19 protein-coding genes are annotated in these 23454 nt (G+C 69.0%); 2 read left to right on the forward strand and 17 right to left on the reverse strand.

Annotated elements, in window-relative coordinates; translation table 11 throughout:
- Nucleotides 1-19 precede the first annotated feature (19 nt).
- The 5 genes from guaA to guaB form a co-directional block, all read right to left on the reverse strand.
- The gene (guaA, locus tag HDA30_RS05920; RefSeq protein ID WP_425488389.1) at nucleotides 20-1654 is read right to left on the reverse strand and encodes a glutamine-hydrolyzing GMP synthase; all 1635 of its coding nucleotides are present in this window, start codon (nucleotides 1652-1654) and stop codon (nucleotides 20-22) included.
- A gap of 48 nt (nucleotides 1655-1702) precedes the next feature.
- On the reverse strand, nucleotides 1703-2239 hold the full coding sequence (locus tag HDA30_RS05925; protein WP_184241385.1) for a DUF3817 domain-containing protein: 537 nt from the start codon (nucleotides 2237-2239) through the stop codon (nucleotides 1703-1705).
- Between the two features lie 19 nt (nucleotides 2240-2258).
- The gene (locus HDA30_RS05930; RefSeq protein WP_184241386.1) at nucleotides 2259-3164 is read right to left on the reverse strand and encodes an SURF1 family cytochrome oxidase biogenesis protein; all 906 of its coding nucleotides are present in this window, start codon (nucleotides 3162-3164) and stop codon (nucleotides 2259-2261) included.
- A gap of 9 nt (nucleotides 3165-3173) precedes the next feature.
- The gene (locus tag HDA30_RS05935) at nucleotides 3174-4310 is read right to left on the reverse strand and encodes a GuaB3 family IMP dehydrogenase-related protein (protein WP_184241387.1); all 1137 of its coding nucleotides are present in this window, start codon (nucleotides 4308-4310) and stop codon (nucleotides 3174-3176) included.
- 102 nt (nucleotides 4311-4412) lie between these two features.
- Nucleotides 4413-5957, reverse strand: a complete 1545-nt coding sequence (gene guaB, locus HDA30_RS05940) for an IMP dehydrogenase (protein WP_184241388.1) — start codon at nucleotides 5955-5957, stop codon at nucleotides 4413-4415.
- Between the two features lie 109 nt (nucleotides 5958-6066).
- Here guaB and HDA30_RS05945 point away from each other — a divergent pair, with 109 nt between their 5' ends.
- The gene (locus HDA30_RS05945; protein ID WP_158496627.1) at nucleotides 6067-7464 is read left to right on the forward strand and encodes a dicarboxylate/amino acid:cation symporter; all 1398 of its coding nucleotides are present in this window, start codon (nucleotides 6067-6069) and stop codon (nucleotides 7462-7464) included.
- Between the two features lie 82 nt (nucleotides 7465-7546).
- Here HDA30_RS05945 and HDA30_RS05950 read toward each other — a convergent pair whose 3' ends face one another.
- The 8 genes from HDA30_RS05950 to HDA30_RS05985 form a co-directional block, all read right to left on the reverse strand.
- Entirely contained in the window at nucleotides 7547-9514 is a 1968-nt protein-coding gene (locus HDA30_RS05950) for a BCCT family transporter (protein ID WP_184241389.1), read from the reverse strand.
- Between the two features lie 177 nt (nucleotides 9515-9691).
- Nucleotides 9692-11296 carry a chaperonin GroEL gene (gene groL / locus HDA30_RS05955; RefSeq protein ID WP_184241390.1) on the reverse strand — a complete coding sequence of 535 codons (1605 nt, stop codon included), beginning with the start codon at nucleotides 11294-11296 and terminating at the stop codon, nucleotides 9692-9694.
- 48 nt (nucleotides 11297-11344) lie between these two features.
- The gene (groES, locus tag HDA30_RS05960; RefSeq protein ID WP_158496624.1) at nucleotides 11345-11641 is read right to left on the reverse strand and encodes a co-chaperone GroES; all 297 of its coding nucleotides are present in this window, start codon (nucleotides 11639-11641) and stop codon (nucleotides 11345-11347) included.
- A 245-nt stretch (nucleotides 11642-11886) separates the two neighbouring features.
- Nucleotides 11887-12642, reverse strand: coding sequence for an iron ABC transporter ATP-binding protein (locus tag HDA30_RS05965; protein WP_158496623.1), 756 nt, complete (start codon nucleotides 12640-12642; stop codon nucleotides 11887-11889).
- Nucleotides 12639-13721 carry an iron chelate uptake ABC transporter family permease subunit gene (locus HDA30_RS05970; protein ID WP_184241391.1) on the reverse strand — a complete coding sequence of 361 codons (1083 nt, stop codon included), beginning with the start codon at nucleotides 13719-13721 and terminating at the stop codon, nucleotides 12639-12641. The genes HDA30_RS05965 and HDA30_RS05970 overlap by 4 nt, the downstream gene beginning before the upstream one ends.
- On the reverse strand, nucleotides 13714-14679 hold the full coding sequence (locus HDA30_RS05975; RefSeq protein WP_221419208.1) for an ABC transporter permease: 966 nt from the start codon (nucleotides 14677-14679) through the stop codon (nucleotides 13714-13716). The genes HDA30_RS05970 and HDA30_RS05975 overlap by 8 nt, the downstream gene beginning before the upstream one ends.
- Nucleotides 14680-14837: 158 nt before the next feature.
- Complete coding sequence (locus tag HDA30_RS05980) at nucleotides 14838-15860, reverse strand: siderophore ABC transporter substrate-binding protein (protein WP_184241392.1); 1023 nt, start codon at nucleotides 15858-15860, stop codon at nucleotides 14838-14840.
- Between the two features lie 192 nt (nucleotides 15861-16052).
- The gene (locus HDA30_RS05985) at nucleotides 16053-17471 is read right to left on the reverse strand and encodes a class I SAM-dependent methyltransferase (RefSeq protein ID WP_246418712.1); all 1419 of its coding nucleotides are present in this window, start codon (nucleotides 17469-17471) and stop codon (nucleotides 16053-16055) included.
- Nucleotides 17472-17577: 106 nt separating this feature from the next.
- Between HDA30_RS05985 and HDA30_RS05990 the strand changes: the two genes are divergently transcribed.
- A complete protein-coding gene (locus HDA30_RS05990; RefSeq protein ID WP_184241394.1) occupies nucleotides 17578-18774 on the forward strand; it encodes a glutamate--cysteine ligase in 1197 nt (398 codons plus the stop codon).
- 142 nt (nucleotides 18775-18916) lie between these two features.
- On the opposite strand, the gene HDA30_RS05995 is transcribed toward HDA30_RS05990, so the two are convergent.
- From HDA30_RS05995 to HDA30_RS06010, 4 genes are read right to left on the reverse strand one after another with little or no spacing between them, the layout of a single operon-like run.
- Nucleotides 18917-20191, reverse strand: coding sequence for a hypothetical protein (locus tag HDA30_RS05995; protein ID WP_184241395.1), 1275 nt, complete (start codon nucleotides 20189-20191; stop codon nucleotides 18917-18919).
- Nucleotides 20175-21107: a glycosyltransferase family 2 protein gene (locus HDA30_RS06000; RefSeq protein ID WP_184241396.1), complete on the reverse strand. Its 933-nt coding sequence runs from the start codon at nucleotides 21105-21107 to the stop codon at nucleotides 20175-20177. Before HDA30_RS06000 ends, HDA30_RS05995 begins: the two co-directional genes overlap by 17 nt.
- Entirely contained in the window at nucleotides 21104-22279 is a 1176-nt protein-coding gene (locus tag HDA30_RS06005; protein ID WP_184241397.1) for a polysaccharide pyruvyl transferase family protein, read from the reverse strand. Before HDA30_RS06005 ends, HDA30_RS06000 begins: the two co-directional genes overlap by 4 nt.
- On the reverse strand, nucleotides 22276-23325 hold the full coding sequence (locus HDA30_RS06010) for an MATE family efflux transporter (protein ID WP_184241398.1): 1050 nt from the start codon (nucleotides 23323-23325) through the stop codon (nucleotides 22276-22278). Before HDA30_RS06010 ends, HDA30_RS06005 begins: the two co-directional genes overlap by 4 nt.
- Nucleotides 23326-23454 lie beyond the last annotated feature (129 nt).

Genomic DNA, 23454 nt, shown 5'->3' on the forward strand with positions numbered 1-23454 from the left:
TTTCGCTCGGTTCGGCCGCTCACTCCCACTCGATGGTTCCCGGGGGCTTGCTCGTCACGTCGAGCACGACGCGGTTGACCCCGTCGACCTCGTTGGTGATGCGGTTCGAGATGCGGGCCAGCAGGTCCGAGGACAGCCGCGCCCAGTCCGCGGTCATGGCGTCCTCGGAGGTCACGGGGCGCAGCACCACCGGGTGACCGTAGGTGCGGCCGTCGCCCTGCACACCGACCGAGCGCACATCGGCCAGCAGCACCACCGGGCACTGCCAGATCTGACGGTCCAGGCCCGCGGCGGTCATCTCGGCGCGCACGATCGCGTCGGCGCGGCGCAGCAGGTCCAGGCGCTCGGCCGTGACCTCACCGATGATGCGGATGCCCAGGCCGGGGCCCGGGAACGGCTGGCGCCAGACGATCTCGTCGGGCAGACCCAGCTCGGAGCCGACGGCACGGACCTCGTCCTTAAACAGGGCGCGCAGCGGCTCACAGAGCTCGAACTCGATGTCGTCGGGCAGGCCGCCCACATTGTGATGGGACTTGATGTTCGCGGTGCCGTCTCCGCCGCCGGACTCGACGACGTCCGGGTACAGGGTGCCCTGCACGAGGAAGCGCACTTCGGGGGCGTTCGGGTCGTCGGCGGACTCGGCGATGATGTCTGCCTGCGCCTTCTCGAAGGTGCGAATGAACCGCTCGCCGATGATCTTGCGCTTGGCCTCCGGATCGGTGACGCCGGCCAGCGCGTTCAGGAAGTCCTCGCGCGCGTCGACCATGACGAGACGGGCCCCGCCGGTGGACTCGCCGAAGGCCTTCTCGATCTGAGCCGATTCGTCCTGGCGCATCAGTCCGTGGTCGACGTACACGCAGGTGAGCCGGTCGCCGATCGCACGCTGCACGAGCGCCGCGGCGACGGCGGAGTCCACACCGCCGGAGAGGCCGCAGATCGCGCGGGCGTCGCCGATCTGCTCACGGATCAGCTCGACCTGTTCGTCGATGACGTTCGCGGCGGTCCAGTCCGAGCCCAGGCCCGCCCCCTTGTGCAGGAAGTTGGCCAGCACCTCCTGGCCGCGGGTGGAGTGGCCGACCTCGGGGTGCCACTGCACGCCGAAAATGCGCCGTTCACGGTCCTCGAAGGCGGCGACGGGCGCGCCCGAGCTGGTCGCGGTGACGGTGAAGCCCTCCGGGGCGCCGGTGACCGCGTCGCCGTGGGACATCCAGACCACCTGGTCGTCGTCCTGCCCGTCGAACAGCACGGAGTCGGAGACGAGGGACTCGAGCGTCGTCGAGCCGTACTCGCGCGTGCCGGTCTTGGCCACCACGCCGCCGAGGGCGTGCGCGATCGACTGGAATCCGTAGCAGAGACCCAGCACGGGCACACCGGCTTCGAGCAGGGCGGGGTCCAGGCGGGGCGCGCCGTCCTCGTACACGGACGACGGGCCGCCGGAGAGGATCAGCGCGGCAGGGCGACGCTCCAGGATCTCGGCGGCCGGCGTGGAGGCCGGCACCACCTCGGAGTAGACGTTCGCCTCGCGCACGCGGCGCGCGATCAGCTGGGCGTACTGCGCGCCGAAGTCCAGCACCAGCACGGTGGGCATGACCTCGGCGAGCGCGGTGTCGTGGGAGTTCGCGGAGTGGTCCTCGCGGGGGGCGTTGTCAGTCACCCGATCAAGGATAGTCCAGCGTCGCCGCGCCGCGCGGCGCCCGTGAGATCAGTAACGACGCGCGGCCTCGGGGTGCTCGGCGAGCTCCTTCTCCACCTGGCGCCCGAGCCGCTTCTCCACCACGAAGGACAGGAACGGCACGACGCCGCCGCCGGCCATGACGAACAGCTTCACCGCGTCCCAGCGCATCAGGGTCCAGAGGCGGAAGCCGGCCAGCAGGTAGACCACGTACATCCAGCCGTGGGCGATCAGCACCGCGATCGAGAGGTTCACTCCCCCGACGACGGACTTCTCCGGCTGAAGAGAGAGGGTGTTGGGCTCCCCCTCGGCGGTGGTGCCGCCGGCGAACAGCTCCGTGCCCATGCCGTACTTGAACACCATCTCGGCCACCAGCAGCAGCAGCATGACGCCGGTGATGTAAGCACACACCGTGAAGAACCGCTTGGCCGAGCGGATCTGAGACTCGGTCCCACCGAAGCGGCGCCGGCTGCGGCCCGGACGCGGCGGCGCCGGCGGCAGGTCGTCCTCCGTGATGTCCTCCGGGTCGGGCAGTGCGTCGGGGTCGACCGGCTCTGTGTTCTGCATTCTCGTCTCCTCGATCTTCTCAGTCGTCGCCGGCGCGGCGACGGTGCGCCTCGGCGGCGGCGCGGGCCTGCTCCTTGGCGCGGGCGGCGGCCTCCCGGCGCCGCGCGAGCTCCTCGGCCCGCCACTGCGCCTCCCACTGGGCGTCGAGCTCGGCCTCACGCAGCTCGCGCTGGTGGTCGTCGCGCAGGAACCGCCACCACAGGAACAGCGCGAACCCGGCGAAGATGATCCACTCGATCCCGTAGAACACGTTCATCCAGACGATGGACGTCTCCTGCGGCTGCGGCGGCACCCACACCGGCTCGAGCCCGCCCGGTTCCGCCCGGACGGACACGTCCTCGCCCGCGCCGTCCACCACGGAGAACGCGGCGACGAACGAGGCGTAGCTGGGCCGGTCCCACACATTGGTCAGCTGGCTCGGGGCGAGCGAGGCGTAGTGCAGCCGCTGCGGCGCGCGGTCCGCACCCTCGTCCCGGGTCCGCGGCTGCGGACCCTCCGGCGGCAGGATGCGACCGGTGACGGTCACCTCGCCCTCGGGGGCCGGCTCGCTCACGGACGGGTCCTCGGCGAAACCGCGCACCACGGGCACGATCTCACCGTCGGGAGCGTCAGCCGGCGCGAACGCCGTCACCGTCCAGTAACCCTTCTCTCCCTCGTCGAGGCGAGGGCCCACGAGCACGTCCGTGCCCGGAAGGAACTCGCCGCGGGCCGAGACGATCTGGTCGACCTGCGTCCCCAGCAGTGGCTCGAACGGGCGCACGTGTTCGGTGAGTTCCACGGCGTTCTCCGTCTGCGTCCGAGGCGGCGGGGCCACGGTCTCGGCGGACTCGAACTGCCACTTCGACAACCAGACGAACACGCCGGAGGCCACGAGGGCCAACGCCAGCATGGCCAGCCAGAAGGGTTTGAGAGCGGTTTTGAGCACCGGGTCGGATCAGCTCCGGGAGACGGGGTTGACGATGACCTCGACCTTCTGGAAGTCCTTGAGCTCGGTGTATCCCGAGGTGGACACGGCGCGTTTGAGGGCGCCCAGCAGGTTCGAGGTGCCGTCGGTGTGGTGCCCCGGGCCCCACAGCAGCTCCTCGAGCGGGGCCACCTGCCCCACGCGGGTGCGGTGGCCGCGCGGCAGATCGTGGTGGGCGGCCTCCGCACCCCAGTGCCAGCCGCCGCCGGGCGCCTCCTCGGCACGAGCGAGGGCCGCGCCGAGCATGACCGCGTCCGCCCCCATGGCCAGCGCCTTCACCAGATCGCCCGAGGTGCCGACGCCGCCGTCGGCGATCACATGCACGTAGCGGCCACCGGACTCGTCCATGTAGTCGCGCCGGGCTTCGGCGATGTCCGCGATCGCCGTCGCCATGGGCACGCGAATGCCCAGCGAACGGCGCGTCGTCGTGGAGGCGCCGCCGCCGAAGCCGACGAGCACGCCGGCCGCGCCGGTGCGCATCAGGTGCAGAGCCGGGGTGTAGCCGGCCGCCCCGCCGACGATCACGGGCACGTCGAGCTCGTAGATGAACTGCTTCAGGTCCAGCGGCTCCTGCGTCTCGGAGACGTGCTCGGCGGAGACGGTGGTGCCGCGGATGACGAACAGGTCCACCCCCGCATCGAGCACGGTGCGGTAGAACTCGACGGTGTGCTGCGGGGTCAGCGAGCCGGCGACCGTCACGCCCGCCTCACGGATCTCAGCCAGGCGACGGGTGATCAGTTCGGCCTGCACCGGCGCGGAGTAGATCTCCTGCAGGCGGCGGGTGACGGCGGGGCTACCCGGTTCGTCGGGCATGGCGGCGACCTCGGCCAGCAGCGGTTCCGGGTCCTCGTGACGGGTCCACAGCCCTTCGAGATTGAGCACGCCCAGACCGCCCAGACGGCCCAGGGCGATCGCGGTGGCCGGGCTCATCACGGAGTCCATCGGCGCGCCGATCACCGGCATGTCGAAGCGGAACGCGTCGATCTGCCACTGCAGGCTCACGTCCCGCGGGTCGCGCGTGCGGCGGGCGGGGACCACCGACACGTCATCCAGGGCGTACGCCATGCGTCCGCGCTTGCCACGTCCGATCTCGATCTGATTCGTCACCCCACCAGGGTAGTCCAGACACGCCAACGGCCCCGCGCGGCGCTCCTGAACGGAGCACCGGGCACGGGGCCGCGGGCGGGGCGTCGCTATGCCCCCGCCGGATCAGCGCGAACGGTAGTTCGGCGCCTCGACGGTCATCATGATGTCGTGCGGATGGGACTCCTTGAGCCCGGCCGGGGTAACCCGCACGAATCGGCCCTTCTCCTTGAGCTGCGCGACATCGCCCGCGCCGGTGTAGAACATGGTCTGGCGCAGGCCGCCGACCAGCTGGTGCAGCACCGAGGCGACCGGTCCGCGGTAGGGCACCTGGCCCTCGATGCCCTCGGGGATCAGCTTGTCCTCGCTGGGCACATCGGCCTGGAAGTAGCGGTCCTTGGAGAACGAGCGCTTGCCGTTGCGCGTCTGCATCGCGCCGAGCGAACCCATGCCGCGGTAGGCCTTGAACTGCTTGCCCTGGTAAAAGACCAGCTCGCCGGGCGACTCCGCGGTGCCGGCCAGCAGGGAGCCGAGCATCACCGAGTCGGCACCGGCCACCAACGCCTTGCCGATGTCGCCGGAGTGCTGCAGGCCGCCGTCGGCGATGACAGGGACCCCGGCTTCACGGGCCGCCTTGGCCGCCTCGTAGATCGCGGTGATCTGAGGCATGCCCACGCCCGCCACCACGCGCGTGGTGCAGATCGACCCCGGGCCGACGCCGACCTTCACGGCGTCCGCTCCGGCGTCGACGATCGCCTTCGCGCCCGCATAGGTGGCCGCCTGGCCACCGATGACGTCGACGTGCGCGGCAGCCTTCTCCTTCTTCAGCCGCGCAATCATGTCCAGCACCCCGTGCGTGTGGCCGTTCGCGGTGTCCACCACGAGAGCGTCGACGCCCGCCTCCACGAGCGCCATCGCGCGCTCCCAGCCGTCGCCGAAGAAGCCGACCGCCCCGCCGACGCGCAGGCGGCCGTCGTCGTCCTTCGCGGCGTCCGGGTACTTCTCGGCCTTGTCGAAGTCCTTCACGGTGATCAGACCGGTCAGCCGACCCTCGTCGTCGACCAGCGGCAGCTTCTCGATGCGGTGCTTCGAGAACAGGGCGATCGTCTCCTCGCGGGAGATGCCGACGCGGCCGGTGATCAGCGGCATCGGGGTCATCGCCGAACGCACGGTGCGCGTGGCGAACTCGTCATGGTCGATGAAGCGGATGTCACGGTTGGTGATGATGCCGATCAGCGTGTTGTCCGCCTCAACGACGGGCAGGCCCGAGACCCGATACTGGGCGCACAGCTCGTCCAGCTCCTCGAGCGTCGCGTCCGGACCGACGGTCACCGGGTCGATGATCATGCCCGACTCGGAGCGCTTGACGGTGTCCACCTGCTCGGTCTGGTCCTGGATCGAGAGATTGCGGTGGATGATGCCCATTCCGCCCTGGCGGGCGATCGCGATCGCCAGCGGAGCCTCCGTCACGGTGTCCATCGCCGCGGAGATGACCGGGATGTTCAGGCGGATGCGCGAGGTCAGCTGCGTCGAGGTGTCCGCCTCGGCCGGGATCACGTCCGTGGCATTGGGCAGCAGCAGGACGTCGTCGTAGGTCAGGCCGTGGAAGCCGAACGGGTCCGCGGCGGTGGCCACCGGATCCGCGGAGGGGCCGTGGGAGGTGTTGCTCATGATGCAGGCCTTTCAGACGAGGGGGCGTGGACGAGTTGTCGGACAGTCTAATTGTCACGGGAGGTCACGCAGATTCCCTTCGTCACAGCCGCGGACCTACGCTCCTGCGATGATCACTCGACCCTCCTCCGCCGCCGGGACGGGCGCCGATGCGCCTGCCCGCCCCGCCGACGACGCCCCACGCTCCCCCTGGTACACGCGCTTCGGCCCGCAGATCGTGCTGGCCCTGATCGCCGGCGTCCTGCTGGGACTGCTGGCCCGAGCCCTCGGCCATACCGAGGACACCCCGGTGTGGCTCGGCGAGACGCTCGCGGTCATCGGCAGTTCGTACATCTCGCTGCTGCGGGCCACCGTCATCCCGCTCGTGTTCTTCGCGGTGGTCGCCTCGATCGCCAACCTCGCGCAGGTGACGAACGCCGCACGACTGGCCGCGAAGACCCTGCTGTGGTTCGCGCTCACCTCGCTGGCCTCGGTGCTCATCGGCCTGGCCGTCGGCACCCTCGTGCGGCCGGGCGTCGGCACCGGCCAGCAGGCACCCAGCGGGTTCGAGGCCCGCGAGGTCGGCTGGTGGGACTTCCTCGAGAGTCTGATCCCGGCCAACTTCCTCGGCCTCGAGGTCCACTCGGCCGCTGAGGCCGGCGCCATCGAGTCGGCGCCGAGCTTCAACGTGCTCCAGGTGCTCGTCATCTCCATCGCGATCGGCGTGGCCGCGCTGAAGGTCGGCGAGAAGGCCGAGCCCTTCCTCTCGTTCTCCCGCTCGGTGCTGGCGATCATCCAGAAGGTGCTGTGGTGGATCATCCGCCTCGCCCCGATCGGCACCGTCGGCCTGCTCGGCAACGCCGTCGCCTCCTACGGCTGGACGACGATGGGCACGCTCGCGAAGTTCGTCCTCGCGATCTACCTCGGGCTGGCCCTGGTGATGCTCCTGCTGTACCCGCTGCTGGCCCGCGCTCACGGCCTGAGCGTGAAGCAGTACTTCTCCGGCGTCTGGCCGGCGTTCCAGCTGGGCTTCGTCTCCCGGTCCTCCATCGGCACCCTGCCGGTCACGCAGCGCGTGGCCGAACGGAACTTCGGCGTGCCCACCGGCTATGCCTCCTTCGCCGTGCCCCTGGGCTCGACCACCAAGATGGACGGCTGCGCCGCGATCTACCCGGCCGTGGCGGCTGTGTTCGTCGCGCAGTTCTACGGCGTGGAGATGTCGCTGGCGCAGTACGGGCTCGTCGTGCTGGTCTCGGTGCTCGGTTCCGCGGCGACCGCCGGCACGACCGGTGCGACGGTCATGCTCACGCTCACCCTCTCCACCGCGGGACTGCCGCTGGAGGGCATGGCGCTGCTGCTGGCCGTCGACCCGATCGTAGACATGGGCCGCACGGGCGTGAACGTCGCCGGCCAGGCGCTGATCCCGGCGCTCGTGGCGAAGCAGGAGGGCATCCTGGACCAGGAGCGCTACGACGCCGCGCGCCTGGACATCATGGCCGACGACGAGGAGATGGTCCTGGCCCGCTGAGGCCTCGGCCGCCCCGGCCCCGACATGACGACGGCCCGGCCCTTCCCACGCGGGGAGGGGCCGGGCCGGCCTGGTGTGCGGCTCAGCGTCCTGACGTGTCGGCCGGCTCGCTCGTCCCGGGGTCCTCGAGGTACTCGCCGGTCTCGTAGTCGTACCCGATCGGATTCCCGTTCTCATCGGTGCGCGCGTACCAGTCGGTGACGCTCTCGTCGGTGGAGTCGAAGTCGGCCCCGGTGGCGTTCACGCTGTCGTGCGCCGTGGGCTCGAGCGACAGTGTGAAGTCGTCACCGTGCTCGGCGATGCCGCGGCGGACCGCCTTCTGCAGCGCCCAGCGCTCGTACTGGTCACGGATCGCCATCGGATCGTTGCGCAGCTCCTTGAGCAGGGCGATGCACATCAGCACGATGATCGCGGCGAACGGCAGCGCCGTGATGGTGATGAGGTTCTGCAGGCCCGTCAGCGCGTTCTCACCGCCGGTGAGCAGCATGACCACCGCGATGCCCGCCATGCACACCGCCCAGAACGCGGTGACGGTGCGCCGCGGCTCGGGGTTGCCGCCCTGGGACAGCTGCGAGTTCACCAGCGAAGCAGAGTCCGCGGTGGTGATGAAGAAGACCGCGAGCATCACGATCACGACCGGGGCGATCACCGACGCACCGGGCAGCTGCTCGAGCACCGTGTAGAAGATCTCCGGCGGAGCGGGCATCGACTCGGCGGTGCCGTCGGGGGCGATCGTGCCGTGCCGGCGCTGCAGCCAGATGGTGGTTCCGCCCAGGACCGTGAACGCCAGGATGATGATCGTCGAGGGGATCAGCAGCACGCCGAGCACGAACTGGCGGATGGTGCGCCCGCGGGAGATCTTGGCGACGAACACGCCGACGAACGGCGCCCAGCTGACCCACCAGGCCCAGTAGAACGTGGTCCAGGCCGAGAGGAAGGCCTGCATGTCCTCCCCGTCGGCCATCGAGGCCGAGAGCATGGGCGCCATCTGGTCGACGTACTCGACGATCACCGCGGGGATCACGTTGATCAAAAACGCCGTGGGGCCCACGACGAAGAAGAACAGGGCCAGGCACATCGCCAGCACCATGTTGATGTTCGAGAGCCAGCGGATGCCCTTGGCGACACCGGAGACGGCCGAGACGATCGTGCCGATCGTCAGCACCGTGATGATGACCAGGGCGAGGGTGTTGCCCGGGGTGTCCCAGCCGGTGACGATCTGCACGCCGCGGCCGATCTGCAGGGCGCCGATGCCCAGGGAGGCGGCGGTGCCGAACAGGGTGGCGATGATGGCCAGGCCGTCGATGACACGGGCGTGCAGCGAGCGGTGGTCGCCGCCGAACAGCGGGGTGAGGATCGAGCTCATCAGCGGGACGCGTCCGCGCCGATAGGAGACGTAGGCGACCGCCAGGCCGACGATGCCGTAGATCGCCCACGCGTTGACGCCCCAGTGCATGGCCGCCTGTGCCATCGCGCCCTTCACGGCCTCCGTGCTGGCCGGGTCATAGGCGCCGGGGCGCGGCGAGAGGTAGTAGCTCAGCGGTTCGAAGGGGCCGAAGAAGATGATGCCGATGCCGATGCCGGCCGCGAACAGCATGGCGGCCCAGGACATCGTGGAGTACTCGGGCTTCTCATCGTCCAGTCCCAGGGGGATGCGACCGTACCGGCTGAACGCCAGAACCAGCATCAGGATGAACAGTCCGGCCGCGAGCATGGTGAACAGCCAGCCGAGGTTCTGCATCACCCAGGTCAGCGCGGCGCCCGAGGAGTCGGCCACCTGCTTGGGCTGCAGCATGCCCCACGCGACGAACGCGAGGATCGCCAGGCCCACGGGGAAGAGGATGGCCTTGTCCACGCCGTAGCGGACCTTCTGGTCCTCGATGCAGACGCCCGGCACGAGTGCCGGGTGAATGCCGTGCGGATAGGTGACCTCGCGCAGGAAGCGTCGGGCGGGCCGCTCCTGGCCGGAGCTCGCCGTGGCCTGAGCGCCGTCGCGGTCGCGGCCGGGCGGAGCGTCGTTCTTCGGGGTGTCAGAGGTGCGTCTGCTCATGCTCCCTAGATTGGCCCAGGCCACAGCCGGAGGCGAATCGACGGGAGGCGCCCGCCCGGGCAGGCAGAACGCACACGCGCCCCGACGGACACGCGGTCCGTCGGGGCGCTGCGGCCGACCGGCTCGGCCTGCCCGCTCGTGTCGGCTCAGCGGTGCTGTGCCGACACGAGCACGGGGTCAGTGCTGGTGCTCGTCCTCGTCCTCCTCGGGCTTATCGGCCACGAGGGTCTCGGTGGTGAGCACGAGCGCGGCGATCGAGGCCGCGTTGGCCAGGGCCGAACGCGTCACCTTGACCGGGTCGATCACACCGTCGGACAGCAGATCGCCGTACACGCCAGTCTTGGCGTTGAAGCCGTGGTTCGGCTCCATCTCGGCCACACGCGAGACGACGACGAAGCCGTCCTCACCGGCGTTCTGGGCGATCCAGCGCAGCGGCTGCTTGAGGGCCTTGCGCACGATCTCCACGCCCACGACGGCGTCACCGGTCAGGGCCGTGACGTCGGCGTCCTCGTCCAGCACGGACAGGGCGTTGATCAGGGCGGTGCCGCCGCCGGCGACGATGCCCTCCTCGAGCGCGGCACGGGTCGAGGACACGGCGTCCTCGATCCGGTGCTTGCGCTCCTTGAGCTCGACCTCGGTCGCAGCGCCCACGCGGATCACGCCGATGCCGCCGGCGAGCTTGGCCAGGCGCTCCTGGAGCTTCTCCCGGTCCCAGTCGGAGTCGGTGGCGGCCGCCTCGGCCTTGATCTGCGCGACGCGGGCGTCGACGTCCTCGGCCTTGCCGCCGCCGTCGACGACGGTGGTCGAGTCCTTCGTGACGGTGACGCGGCGGGCGGTGCCCAGCACGTCGAGATCGGCCTGCTCGAGCTTCATGCCCAGGTCCGGGGAGACGACCTGCGCACCGGTGAGGATCGCCAGGTCCTGCATCATGGCCTTGCGGCGGTCGCCGAAGCCCGGGGCCTTGACGGCCACCACGTTCAGGGTGCCGCGCAGCTTGTTCACCACGAGGGTGGACAGGGCCTCGCCCTCGATGTCCTCGGCCACGATGAACAGCGGCTTGTTGGACTGCAGGACCTTCTCGAGCAGGGGCAGCAGCTCCTGCACGTTGGAGATCTTGCCGGAGTTCAGCAGCACGTGGGCGTCCTCCAGCACGGCCTCCTGACGCTCGGCGTCAGTGACCATGTAGGGCGAGAGAAAGCCCTTGTCGAACTGCATGCCCTCGGTGACGTCCAGCTCGGTCGAGGTGGTCGAGGACTCCTCGATCGTGATGACGCCGTCGGTGCCGACCGTGTCGAACGCGCGGGCCAGCAGCTCGCCGACCTCGTCGTTCTGGGCGGAGATCGCGGCCACGTGGGCGACCTCCGCGCCCTCGACGTCGCGGGCGTTCTCCTGCAGGCGGCGCTCGACGGCGGCCACGGCCGTCTCGATGCCCTTCTTGATCTCGTTCGGGGCGGCGCCTGCGGCCACCTGGCGCATGCCCTCGTTCACGAGGGCCTGGGCCAGCACGGTCGCGGTGGTGGTGCCGTCACCGGCGATGTCGTTGGTCTTGGTCGCGACCTCCTTGGCGAGCTGGGCGCCCATGTTCTCGTAGGGGTCGTCCAGCTCGACGTCGCGGGCGATGGTCACGCCGTCGTTGGTGATGGTGGGCGCGCCCCACGCCTTGTCCAGCACGACATTGCGGCCCTTGGGGCCGAGGGTCACCTTGACGGTGTCCGCGAGCTTGTCGATGCCGGCCTGCAGGGCGCGGCGGGCGTCGTCGTTGAACGTCAGCTGCTTGGCCATGGGTTCAACGCTCCTTTCGGGAAGAGGGGGTCAGCGGGACGTCGTGAGTCACTTCTCGACGACGGCCAGCACGTCGCGGGCCGAGAGGACGAGGTACTCCTCGCCGCCGACCTTCACCTCGGTGCCGCCGTACTTGGAGTAGAGGACGACGTCGCCTTCGGAGACGTCCACCGGCATGCGGGTGCCGTTCTCGGCGACGCGGCCCGGGCCCACGGCCACGACCTGCGCCTCCTGCGGCTTCTCCTTGGCGGTGTCCGGGATGACCAGGCCGGAGGCGGTGGTCTGCTCGGCCTCGAGCGGACGGACAACGATGCGATCCTCAAGGGGCTTGATGGCAACGGCCATGCTGCACTCTCCTTCGTGTCTGCCGCGCCGGTCTGGGCCGGCGCGATGCGGGATTGTCGTGCGCCACAGGTCTCGAAGCCCAACGTCGTCGCGGGTGCCGCCGGGCTCTTCCTTCAGGCATTGGCACCCGATGGTCCCGAGTGCCAAGACAAATCTAGCCCCGCTCCTGGCACTCGTTCAACACGAGTGCCAGGAGCGGGGCTCCGCCGTGAGCGGACGGGCGCGGGGCGCTCGCCCGTCCGGGCTCAGTAGTACACGGCCAGCGGCCCGTCGGGTCCCTCCACCACGGAGCAGGGCGTGTGGAAGATCCGCTCGAGCACATCGGGGCGCAGGATCTGCCGGGGCGTGCCGGTCTCGATGATCCGCCCGTCCCCCATGGCCACGATGCGGTCGGCGTAGCGGGCCGCGAAGTTGATGTCGTGCAGCACGATCACGACGGTGCGGCCCCATTCGTCGGCGGCGCGGCGCAGCTGGCGCATCATCTGCACCGACCGTTGCATGTCCAGGTTGTTCAGGGGCTCGTCGAGCAGCAGGTACTCCGTGTTCTGCGCGAGCACCATCGCCACGTAGGCGCGCTGGCGCTGACCACCGGAGAGCTGGTCGAGGTACCGGTTCTCGAGCGAGGTCAGACCGAAGAAGTCGATCGCTTCGGAGACGTACCGCTCGTCCTCGAGGGTCAGCCGGCCCTTGGAGTACGGGTAACGCCCGAAGCCGACGAGCTGGCGCACCGTCAGCCGCGTGATGAAGTGATTCTCCTGGCGCAGGATGGACAGGGTGCGGGCGATCTCACGCGAGGGCGTCGAGGTGATGTCCCGCCCGCCGACGCTGATCGAGCCGGCGTCCGCGTCCTGCAGCCGGCCCATCATGGTCAGCAGGGTGGACTTGCCGGCGCCGTTGGGTCCGACGAGCGCGGTCACTCCCCCGGCCGGCAGGTCGAGGTCGACCGGCCCGATGACGGTCTCGGCACTGTGGCGCTTGGTCACGCCCCGCAGCTGGATCACAGCCGCCCCTTTCTCATGACGACGAACAGGAACACGAGCCCGCCGACCAGCTCGATGATGACGGTGACCGCGCCGCCGGCGTAGAAGACGTGGCGCAGCACGAAATAGGCGGTGCTGAGCACGGCATAGCCCATCAACGCGGCCACAGGCAACACGAGGCGGTGGTCATAGGTGTCGGTCACCGCGTAGGCCAGGGTCGCCACCAAGAAGCCCAGGAACGTCATGGGCCCGACGAGCGCGGTGGTCATGGACATCAGCACCGAGACCAGCAGCAGCATCACCAGCATCTGCCGCCGATGGCGCAGCCCCAGAGTGATGGACACGTCGGCGCCCAGGCCCACCACGTTCAGCCGTCGGGCCGAGAGCAGCAGCGCGGTGCACGTGATCGCCACGATCGGCGCGGCCACCGGCAGCAGTTCCTCGGAAGCGTTGGAGATGTTGCCGAACAGGCGGGCGCTGAGCACGTCGAACGAGTTCGGGTCGAGCAGGCGCTGCAGGAAGGAGCTGATCGCGGCCAGACCGCCGCCGAGCACCACGCCCACCAGCAGCAACAGGTGCATGCTGCCGTAGGGCCGAGTGAGCAGCCACGTGTACAGGGCGGTGGCCAGGGCCACCATGAACACGGCCTGCGCGAGGAAGGGGCCGACGCCGGTCACCGCCGAGACTCCCGCCGCGCCCAGCACGAACACGGCCACGGTCTGCACCGCGATGTACAGGGCTTCGAAGCCCATGATCGAGGGCGTGATGATCCGGTTGTTCGTCACGGTGTGGAAGGTGACGGTCGCGAAGGCGTGGCACAGCGCGACCAGGCCGATCACGGCGATCGACCCGATGCGCATCTGCACGATCATCCAGAAGCCGCGGGATCCGGGCTCGGCTTTGTTCCCCCACAGCAGGATGCCGGCGGTCGAGGCCAGGCACACCAGCACCAGGGCCGCGACGAGCACCAGGTGGCGACGTCGGGCCGCGGGCGTCACGAAGGGTCCGGAGCGGCGGGACGACTCGGCCTGCTCGCGTGCGTGCTCGTCCGGTGCCGGGGCGAGGCCCGGGCGCGCGGGGGCGGCGGTGGGCTCAGCCATGCTTGGCCCTCCGCAGCAGCAGGGCGAGGAACGCGGCGGCGCCGACGACGCCGAGGATCAGGGAGATCGGCACTTCGAAGGGCGCGATGATCGTGCGTCCGATCAGGTCGCAGACGATGACGACCCAGACGCCGGCCATGCAGACCCAGGGCAGGTTGGTGCGCAGGTTGTCGCCGCGGATCATCGAGACGATGTTCGGCACCACCAGGCCGAGGAACGGCAGGGCGCCGATGACCACGGTGACGACGCCGGTGGCCAATGAGACCATCGCGACGCCGGTGAACACGACCGCGGTGTAGTTCAGGCCCACCGAGGTGGCGATGTCTTTGCCGAGCCCGGCCACCGTGAACCGGTCGGCGATCAGGAAGGCGAGCACGCCGACGACCAGCACGAGGAAGAGCAGCTCGTAGCGGCCGCGCACAACCCCCGTGAAGGAGCCGGCGAACCACGTGCCCAGCTGCTGGAGCATGTTCGTCTCGAGCGCGAGGAACGTCGAGGCCGAGCCGACGACGGCGCCGAGCATGATGCCGACGATCGGCACGATCAGCGAGGACTGCAGGCGCACCCGGCGCAGGAAGAGGAAGAAGACGAGCGTGCCGATGAACGCGAAGAGCACCGCACCGACCATGCGTCCGACGAGAGTGGCGCCCGGGAACAGGATCATCGTCGTGAGCAGGCCGAGGCCGGCCCACTCGGTGGTGCCCGTCGTGGTGGGCTCGACGAACCGGTTCTGCGTCATCAGCTGCATGATCAGGCCGGACAGGGCCATCACGGCGCCGGCGAGCACGAGCGCGACCGTACGGGGGATGCGCGTGATCGCGAACATCTCCCAGCCGTCGGCGGCACCGGCGACGTCGTACACGCCCACGAACAGGGACGCGACGGCGAGCGCGAGGGTGACCGCGGCGCCGATCAGCAGGGGCCAGGTGCGCTGCCACCGGGTGCGCTCAGGGCGCAGGACGGCGGAGGGCACCCAGCACACGCGCTCGCCCGGCGCGGCCTCCGAGCTGGAGGCCGGCCGGGCGGGGCCGTGCGAGCGGTGGTCCTGGGCCGCGCCGGAGCGGTCGGCGCGGCCCAGGACGTCGCCATCAGGGGCGTACGTGGAGACGCCGGAGGTCACTGGGCTCCTTCGAATGCATCGGCCAGGTCGTTGAAGAGCTTCGTGTGGTTCTGGATGTCCTCGGCCACGTAGAAGTCGTCGGGCAGGTAGACGATCTGGCCCTTCTTGACGGCGGTGACGTCCTGCAGCGCCTCGGACTTCTCGATGACTTCGTCGGCGGAGGCGGAGTCCTCGCCGATCGCTGCGTCGCGGTCCATGACGATCAGCCAGTCCGGGTTCGCCTTGGCGATGGCCTCCACGGAGATGTCGTCGCCCTGGTGGTCGTTGGAGCCCTGCTGGTCGATGGCCGGCTTCAGGTCCAGGATGTCGAACAGCGGACCGATCGAGCGGCCGTTGCCGGGAGCGACGTAGGTGGTGTTGCCGCCGGTGACCATCAGGCCCATGACGGTGTCCTCGCCGTTGTAGGCCTCCTTGGCCCGGGCGATCGAGTCGTCGAGCTCCGTATTGAGCTGCTTCGCCTCGTCCTCGTGGCCGGTGGCCTCGCCCAGCAGCGTCGTGAGCTCCTTGAGCCCCTTGTCGACGCGCTTGTCCTCGGGCTTGAAGTCCGTGTCGACGATCGCGGCGTCGCCGGTCAGCTCGTCAATCTCGCCCTTGCGCTCGGCGAAGCGCTGGCCGTTGATGACCACATCCGGCTCGGCGGTCACGAAGGCCTCCATGTCCGGCTCCTTGTGGTTGCCGATGTCGGTGACCTTCTCGTCCTTGACGTAGGAGACCTCCCCCTCGCCCTCGTACATGATCTGCTTGGGGGCCGCGGAGAGCTCGACGCCCCACTCGTCGAGGGTGCGGAAGGAGCGGTTGTCGGTCGCGATGACCGAGTCGACCTCCTCGGGGATCTGCACGGTCGCCCCGGACATGTCGGTGACCTCAGCGCCCACGGCGACGCCGCCGTCAGCGCTGCCGGAGCCGGAGGCCGGGGAGTCGCCGCCGTCCGAGGATGCCCCGGTCCCGCACGCGGTGAGCAGCAGCAGTGAGGCGACGGACAGGGACGCGGCGCGGGTGGCGCGGGAGCGAAGTGCCATGAGTGGGTCCTAGGGGTCGGGGCGGCGGACGGGCCGCATTCGTCGAGGATGGCAGGCGCGGGTCCGTCGTGTCGGTCAGCGCGTCGCCGATCGACAGGGCGCCGATCGACACGGTGCCGGGCGGCTGACTAAGGACAGCCTCACCTGCCGCGATTACCGTACATGAATGTTCCCTAATGGAGAAACGCGGCGTCACACACCGCCGAGGGGCGTGACCTCGAGCGCCACGCGGCGCTCGCCCACCCGGGCCAGCACGAGCGTGGCGTGCGCTCCCGCCCGGCCGGCCCCGCGCGTCTTCCCCGGCTTCGGCAGCAGCTGCGCGCGCAGCTTCTCCGGGGTCACATCGACGCCGCGCTTCTTCACGTCGAGGCGCGTGAGCGCCCGCTCGCGCGCCCACCGGCGCAGGACCTTGACGTCGAGCGGGTGCACCGCCTCGACCCGGAAGCCGTGCGCGAGCGGGACGGCCGGGTCCCTGCCGCCCGGCGCCCCGGCCGGGTCCTGGGACTCGGCGGGCGCCGGGAGGGCCTCCTCGGCGATCAGATACGCCAGGTGCTCATCGAGCAGGCGCACGCGCACGCCGTGCTGATCGGACCACCACCCCGCCAGGTCCGTGACGAGCCCGGCCCGCACGATGGCCCCGTCGGGTTCGTAGAGCACGGCCCCGGGCAGCTCGTCGAGGCCGGCCTGGCCCACGGCGGCCAGTTCCGGCGACGCCCCGGCCGCAGCGGCGCTGATGAGCTCGCGCGCTCCCTCCGCCGTTGCGGCGGCGGGCAGCACATGCGCCGCGCGACGCACGTCGGCACGGGCCAGCGAGCCCAGGTACAGGGCGACCTCCGTGACGTCCCCGCCGACCGAGGTCCAGCACGCTTCCGCCCCCGTCGGGACGTGCTCGTGCGGCAGTCCGGGGCCGAGCTTCACCGCGACGGGGCGGCCGGCCTCGGCCAGACCCGTCACGACGGACAGCGGCGGGGAGAAGGCCTCGGGATCGAACACACGGGAGGAGCCGCGCACCCCCGCACCAGGCCCGCCGATCTGCCGGCGGGCGGGATCGAACCAGAGGGCGTCGACCTCGTCGGCATGCTCGCGCGCCCAGGCCACAGCATCGCCGGTCACGACACGCACGCCGGGACGGTCGGCGAGGTTGTGGGCGGCGGCCGCGGCCACAACGGGATCGCGTTCGACGGCGGTCACCTCAAGCCCCGCGTCGGCGAACGCCAGGGCGTCGGCGCCGATGCCGCAGCCCAGGTCGGCGACGTGCCGCACTCCCGCGGCCACCAGACGACGGGCATGCTGGACGGCCACGACGCGGCGGGTGGCCTGCTCGACGCCGTCGCGGGTGAGCAGCATCGCGCCGGCCGCCTCGCCGAGCTTCGAGCGGGCGCGGTGGCGCAGAGCCAACTGGGTCAGCACGGCGGCGACGAGCCCCGGCTCGTGTCCGGCTGCGCGCAGCCGCCCGGACAGGGCCAGGGGGTCCGCGACGGCCCGGTCTTCGTCGTCACGGCCGAGCGAGTCGAGCAGGGCAAGCCCGGCGGGCTCGAGCACGGGGGCCAGCTCGGTGGCGTCGCGGCGTGACGCGGCGGCGGAGGGGCGGTCGGCGGTGTCGCGCGGCATGCTCGCCAGCCTATGCCGGCACCGCCGTGTCATGCCCGTCACTCGACCGGGTCGACGTGACGAACCCGCCCGGCCCGCGGCGGTGCGCGACCGTAGAATGCCACGCATGAGTGCTGCCTTCGAGAAGTCCGCCCAGTCGACGCTCGGCATCGAGTGGGAGCTCGCGCTCGTCGATGCCGACACCGGCGATCTGCGCGCCGAGGCCCCCGAGGTGCTCGCTGCGGCCAATGCGGCGGCGGGTCTGGCCCCGGATGAGGACAACCCCCACGTCACGGCGGAGCTGCTGCTCAACACCGTCGAGCTGGTGACGGGTGTGCACCAGAACGTGCCCTCCGCGGCCGAAGAGCTGCGGCGGATCGCCGCGGACGTGCTGGGCGCAGCTGAGCAGCGCGGGCTGCACCTCTACTGCCAGGGCTCCCACCCGTTCGCCGAGCCGTACCTGCAGCCGGTCACGGACAAGGAGCGGTACGGGAAGATGGTCGAGCTGACCCAGTACTGGGGCCGGCAGATGCTGATCTTCGGGGTGCACGTGCACGTGGGGGTCGACGACGTCTCGAAGGCCATGCCGATGGTCAATCACCTGGTGAACCGGTTCCCGCATCTGCTCGCGCTCTCCGCGTCATCGCCGTTCTGGGCGGGGTTGGACACCGGATACCAGTCCCAGCGCACGCAGGTGTTCCAGCAGCTGCCGACGGCGGGGCTGCCCCACCAGTTCGAGGACTACGCCGAGTTCGAGCACTGCATCGCCCAGATGGTGAAGGTCGGCATGGTCGAGGACGCCACCGAGTGCCGCTGGGACGTGCGCGCCGTGCCGCGGCTGGGCACAGTGGAGATGCGGGTGTGCGACGGCATGGCCACGATCGAGGAGATCGCCTCCGTCGCCGCGCTCACCCAGTGCCTGGTGCACGACATGTCCGCGCGGCTCGACCGCGGCGGCGACGCCCCGGAGATCCTGCCCGAGTGGTACGCGCAGGAGAACAAGTGGCGGGCCGCCCGCTACGGCCTCGACGCGCGCGTGATCATCGACGGCAAGGGCAACGACGTGGCCGTCGGCGAGCACCTGGCCGACGAGCTGGACCGGCTCGCCCCCGTGGCTCGCGAGCTCGGCTGCGAGGCCGAGCTGGACCACGTGCACCAGATGATGCGCGATGGCGGCGCCGCACAGCGTCAGCGGCGCGTCGAGCAGGAGGCGGCCTCAGTGCCGCCGGCCGAGGGCCAATCCCCCGACGACGGCGTCGCACCCCTGCGCGCCGTGGTCAAGGACTCTGCGGCGCGGACGCGCGAGTCGCTGCGGGGCGGGTGAGGGGCTCACGTTCGCGAAGCTTCTCGCCCTAGCGACACCACCATCGATCGATCGCCCGCGCTTCTCCAATAAGCTGCACGACCAATTCGCCAGTGCCCTGCAAGCATGAAAGTCTCTTGCGAGCGCCGACAAAGAACCGGAATCATAAGCGAAGGAATGCATACACCCTAACAGCGACAATGATTACAGCCAGATAAACCAAGTTCTGCAGAAACAGAACAACTGAGGCCGGGTAAACCGAGAACCAACCCAGAGCGGCGGCATTAAACGTGGTCATTGCCGAGAACGACCATGGTCCGATAGACCTTCTCACTCCCAACAGGAGTAAAGGAACCAGTGCCAGCGAAAAATACAGAATAATCATTCCCCGGACACCAACCAACACATAAGCGGTGGCCACCGGCAGAAACGTGGCAGACGACGTCTCGGCCCCCCCTAGGAGCTCCGTGTTGATCAACATTCCCGTGTTCAACGGCGGACGGTCCGGGTCAAACACTCGAGGGACAAGCCCATATCGAAAGACTTCCCAACCGGTGACCTGGCCAATGTCCTGCCCCGCAGTAAGCTCAGCAGCATCCGCGACCTGCAGGTCATACCTGAGGCGATCGTATGCGGAAACCTCCTGGCTAACCTCAACTCCCTGGTCCGCACGCGCCTCGTTCCGTACTGCATAGAGAGCAGGCCACGCAACGAGGACAAGCAAGAGAATCAAGACGGTCGTCCGCACTCGCAGCAAGCCAACGAACAGCAAGCTCACGACCATGACCACCACGAACTTGAACGCCGGCGCCGTCACAGCGAGCATCACGGCATGGACGAATGCAACGGCAGTTGCACTGATCAAAGTCCACCAAAATGCGCGCTTGCTCACGGCCCCCATTGCACGAGCCCAAATCACCAGGCCCAATCCAACGACGTCCATACCGGCTGCGAGCGCAGCGATAGAGGCAACCGCACCAGCAGCCCCCGCCTCACCTCCGGCCACCTGACTCTCAATCGTGCCGACACCCGCCTGCGCGCCGACGATCTTTGCTAAGGAAGCAAGCACTAGCGTCAACAGACCCACTCGCCATGCGGCACGTGACACCCACGGCGACACAGTCCTCTGAGCGGCAATGAGTCTCTCGAAACGCGTTCCCCGGGCGCCAAAAAACCACGAGAGGATCTTCACGAGAATCTCGCCAAGGATTGAGGCACCCATCGCTATCAAGTAGATCTTGACGATGAATCCAGTGTGCTCATTGCCAAAAATAAGCGCTGGCAGAATAATAAGTACGGAAAATGGAGCTACAACGGAAAAGGTGACAGGATACTCACGAACAAATCCTGCAAGACGGGACCTCACGACGAGACGGCGCGGCATACGCCGGCCCTTATTCACCTCAGGTATGGAATCGACTTCAACGGCCATCTTCACATACCTCTTCGATAGAAAATTCCCGCATCAGAAGTCCAATGTCACCTGACCTATAGGCTTGACGAATCTGCAGGTCATTTGCGCTCTCTTGCACGTTCGATGACAACAACGTCGTTCTCTGCGTCGACATCACCGTCGAGTAGTTCTGCGGAGCTGAGCGGACCTGCCGGACGCGGACTCCTGCGCGCATCGCGACCCAGTTCAGCCACACGTCATCCGCCTTCGGCGCGACATCTTGGAAGCGTTCGCCCTCGCGCACGAGCGCCCGCTGCATCCCGATAGGGTAAAGCACACCGGACACTCCCGTGAGGAAGTTCAGGTGCGACGGCTCGGTGGTTCGGCACGGCTCCCACGAATTGTATGGACGGATCTCGGGGCGCCCAGCCACACTCGTCACACCAATGCGGTGGCAGCGGTGAGCGATGATGTCGCCCGGATGCCGATCCGAGGCTGCACGCAGGTCCTCTAGCCAGGTCCTCGGATAGATCACGTCGTCATCCGCCGTCACCAGACGCTCCTGAGACTCCGGATTGGCGCAGAGATAGGGATAGTACTTCGTGTGCGGGCCGTATCGACCCGCCGATTCGACAATCTCCACCCCGCGGTCCACCATCCGCTGCAGCCCCTGGGGCAGCTCGTCGGGCAGCGGACTGTCCAGCGCGAGGACGAGTCGACTCGGACGGACGGTGCCCTGAGCGATCGACTGGATCGTCAGGTGAACGGTCTCGAGGCGTTCACCGTGCGTCGTCATGCTCACGACGACCCCGCTCGCAGGGTCGACCACCGATCTGGCACTGTGCGCCGCGTTCCACTTCAAGCGGGCGTAGTTGACCGGAAGCTGGACACGGCGCACAACGGCCCGGAGCAGTCGGTCTGGCGAGAGTCGGAACTCTCCGCGGGCGTCTCGCAGCTTCATCTCGTCTCCTCGGTGTCACGCCGGTGGGCGAGCTTGCGTCGTACATCGTGGGTGAGGGAACGCACATGCTCTCGCACGGCGCCCAGCCACGTGCTTCGGTGTGCGGCCATGCCGGGCTCATCCGCTCTGGACGCGGAGGCCAAGGCCTCGGCGACCGTCACGGCGGCCGGCACCCCCACAGTCTGCGGGGCAGGCCGACAGATCTGATCGACGAGCTCGAGTCCGCGGTACTGCCTTCCGAAGAATGCGGCGATCTTCGGTGCATAGATGATCGGATAGATCGGCACGCCGAGGTTCGACCAGATCGCGCTCGCATGCAGCTTCATCGACACGGCCACGTCCACGTCTCGCATCGCCTCGACGAATTCGAGCAGATTAGCGGACGAATACGTGGTGACTCTCGTCTCAAGCGACTCTCCGAGACGCTGCGCCGTGCGACGGCTCGCCTCGACGTCAATGCCGTCGCCGTGCTTAGACTCGAGGACGAAGATCTCGGCTCGGTCGCAGTCGTGGCGCTTCGCCGCCTCGAGCAGGAAGTCACACAGAACGTCCTGGCCCAGCCCGGGCCACTCCCGGAGGCTGACCCCCAGAGTCCCGCCGCCGGGCCGGCCCTGCCCGTCACGCCGGGGAACGAGTTCTCCGAGGAAGGCCTCATCGACGAAGTCCTCGCCCCGCTCGACGTCCCATCCCCAGCCCGCAACCATGTCGCGGGAGTCGTCGTCGCGGACATGCAGCTCATGGAAGGGCGAGGCCTGACGTCCGAACTTCTCCTGCCAACGTCGGCTCAGCGGGCCGAATCCGAGCCCGACGCCGACTACGCGCGTGTTCGAGCCCTTCAACGGCAGGAAGCCGAGCCAATGGTAGGGCCGCTGTGGATGATGCGACGTCTGGAAGAGCCCGCCGCCGCCGACGAAGACGACGTCTCGGTCGTCGAACACCCGGTGCCGTGAGGGCAATACCTCGCGGTACTCGTATTCGCGTCGTTCCAACGCCTCCGGGAGCGAGAGCCTGGACCGAAGCTGCGCCCAGTCCAACGGACAATCGAATCCGAGGTAGGCCACCTCCGTCTCCGGATCCGCCTGGGCGATGGCCCGGAGCAGCGCCAACAGGATCAGGTCGTCACCGAGGTTTCCTGCCTCACCCAGCGAGACAATGCCTGCTTTCACGGTCATGCTCCTCTCCTGGCCAACTGGACGTAGCTGGTCCACCACACAGCGAATGTCAGAGCGCTCGCAATCAGCGTGCCCCACGCGGCGCCGAACGGGCCCCATAGGATCCCACCCCCGACGATCAGCCCCAGCCGCACGGGGGACATCACCAGCCGGATCAGCAGCGTGCGGCGGTGGGCGCCCATGCTGCGATGCCCGGCGAACGCGACCGTGCTGGTCAACGATATCAGCGCCTCCGCCGAGAGTACGGGCAGCACCATGGCGGTCAGCGGCCACGTCTCGCCAAGCAACATGCGCCCCCAGGGGTCGGGGATGAAGTTGATCAGCACAAGCAGCGGAAGCGCCAACAGCGCCATCGCAGCAATGAGGTGTACGGCGGGCTTCAGCCCCTGCTGCTCTTTCCGACCACGGGAGAGGTATGGAATCACCAGGGAACGGCCGGAAACGACGAACGTTGTCACTGGTCCGAGCATCGTGCCGCTGCCACGGATCGCCGCATTGGCTCCCGGAGCCGCCCAAGCGCCGAGCCCGAAGGTCGAGAGCTGCGTGGTGCCGGCTCCGAGCAGATGGTCCGCGCCGTACGACATCGCCACCGGCGCGGGCACAATGTCACGCCGCAGCCGGGGCAGGAAGTAGATCCCCTGGATCGCCGTGAACACGTACCCGGCCAGAACCGCTCCCGCGCTCCAGACGACGAACAGCAGGACCGGGTCCTGGCGGACGGCCGGTACAGCGAATCCAGCGAGGAACAGGGCCAGCCGCAGACCTTCCTGGCCGATCGCCAAGGTCGGACGTCCGAACGCCGTCGCGGCGAACTTGCTGAACTCGCCCAGGCTCAGTCCGTGCGCGGCCAGGCCCACGCACACGAGGAATGGGTTGCCAACGAGCAGCCCCACCAGGAGCGAAATACTCCCCAGAGCCGTGCCCCACAGGGCCACCGGCTGCCCGGCATGCCGGAGGACAGCCTGCCCGGGCAGGTCTGCGGCGACCGGTTCGGACACCATGGCACGGGTAAGTCCCACGATGAGCAGGTACGCCGCAAAACCCACGGCGAACTCCGCGACTTGCCCGACGGACGACTCTCGTGCGATGCCGACCGATAGTAGGAAACCCGTGGTGCTGGCGAAACCGGTGCTGATCAGTGCGCTGTAGGCACGTCCGCTCGAGACAACTCGTCT

This window comes from Micrococcus cohnii (assembly GCF_014205175.1).
Lineage (GTDB): Bacteria > Actinomycetota > Actinomycetes > Actinomycetales > Micrococcaceae > Micrococcus > Micrococcus cohnii.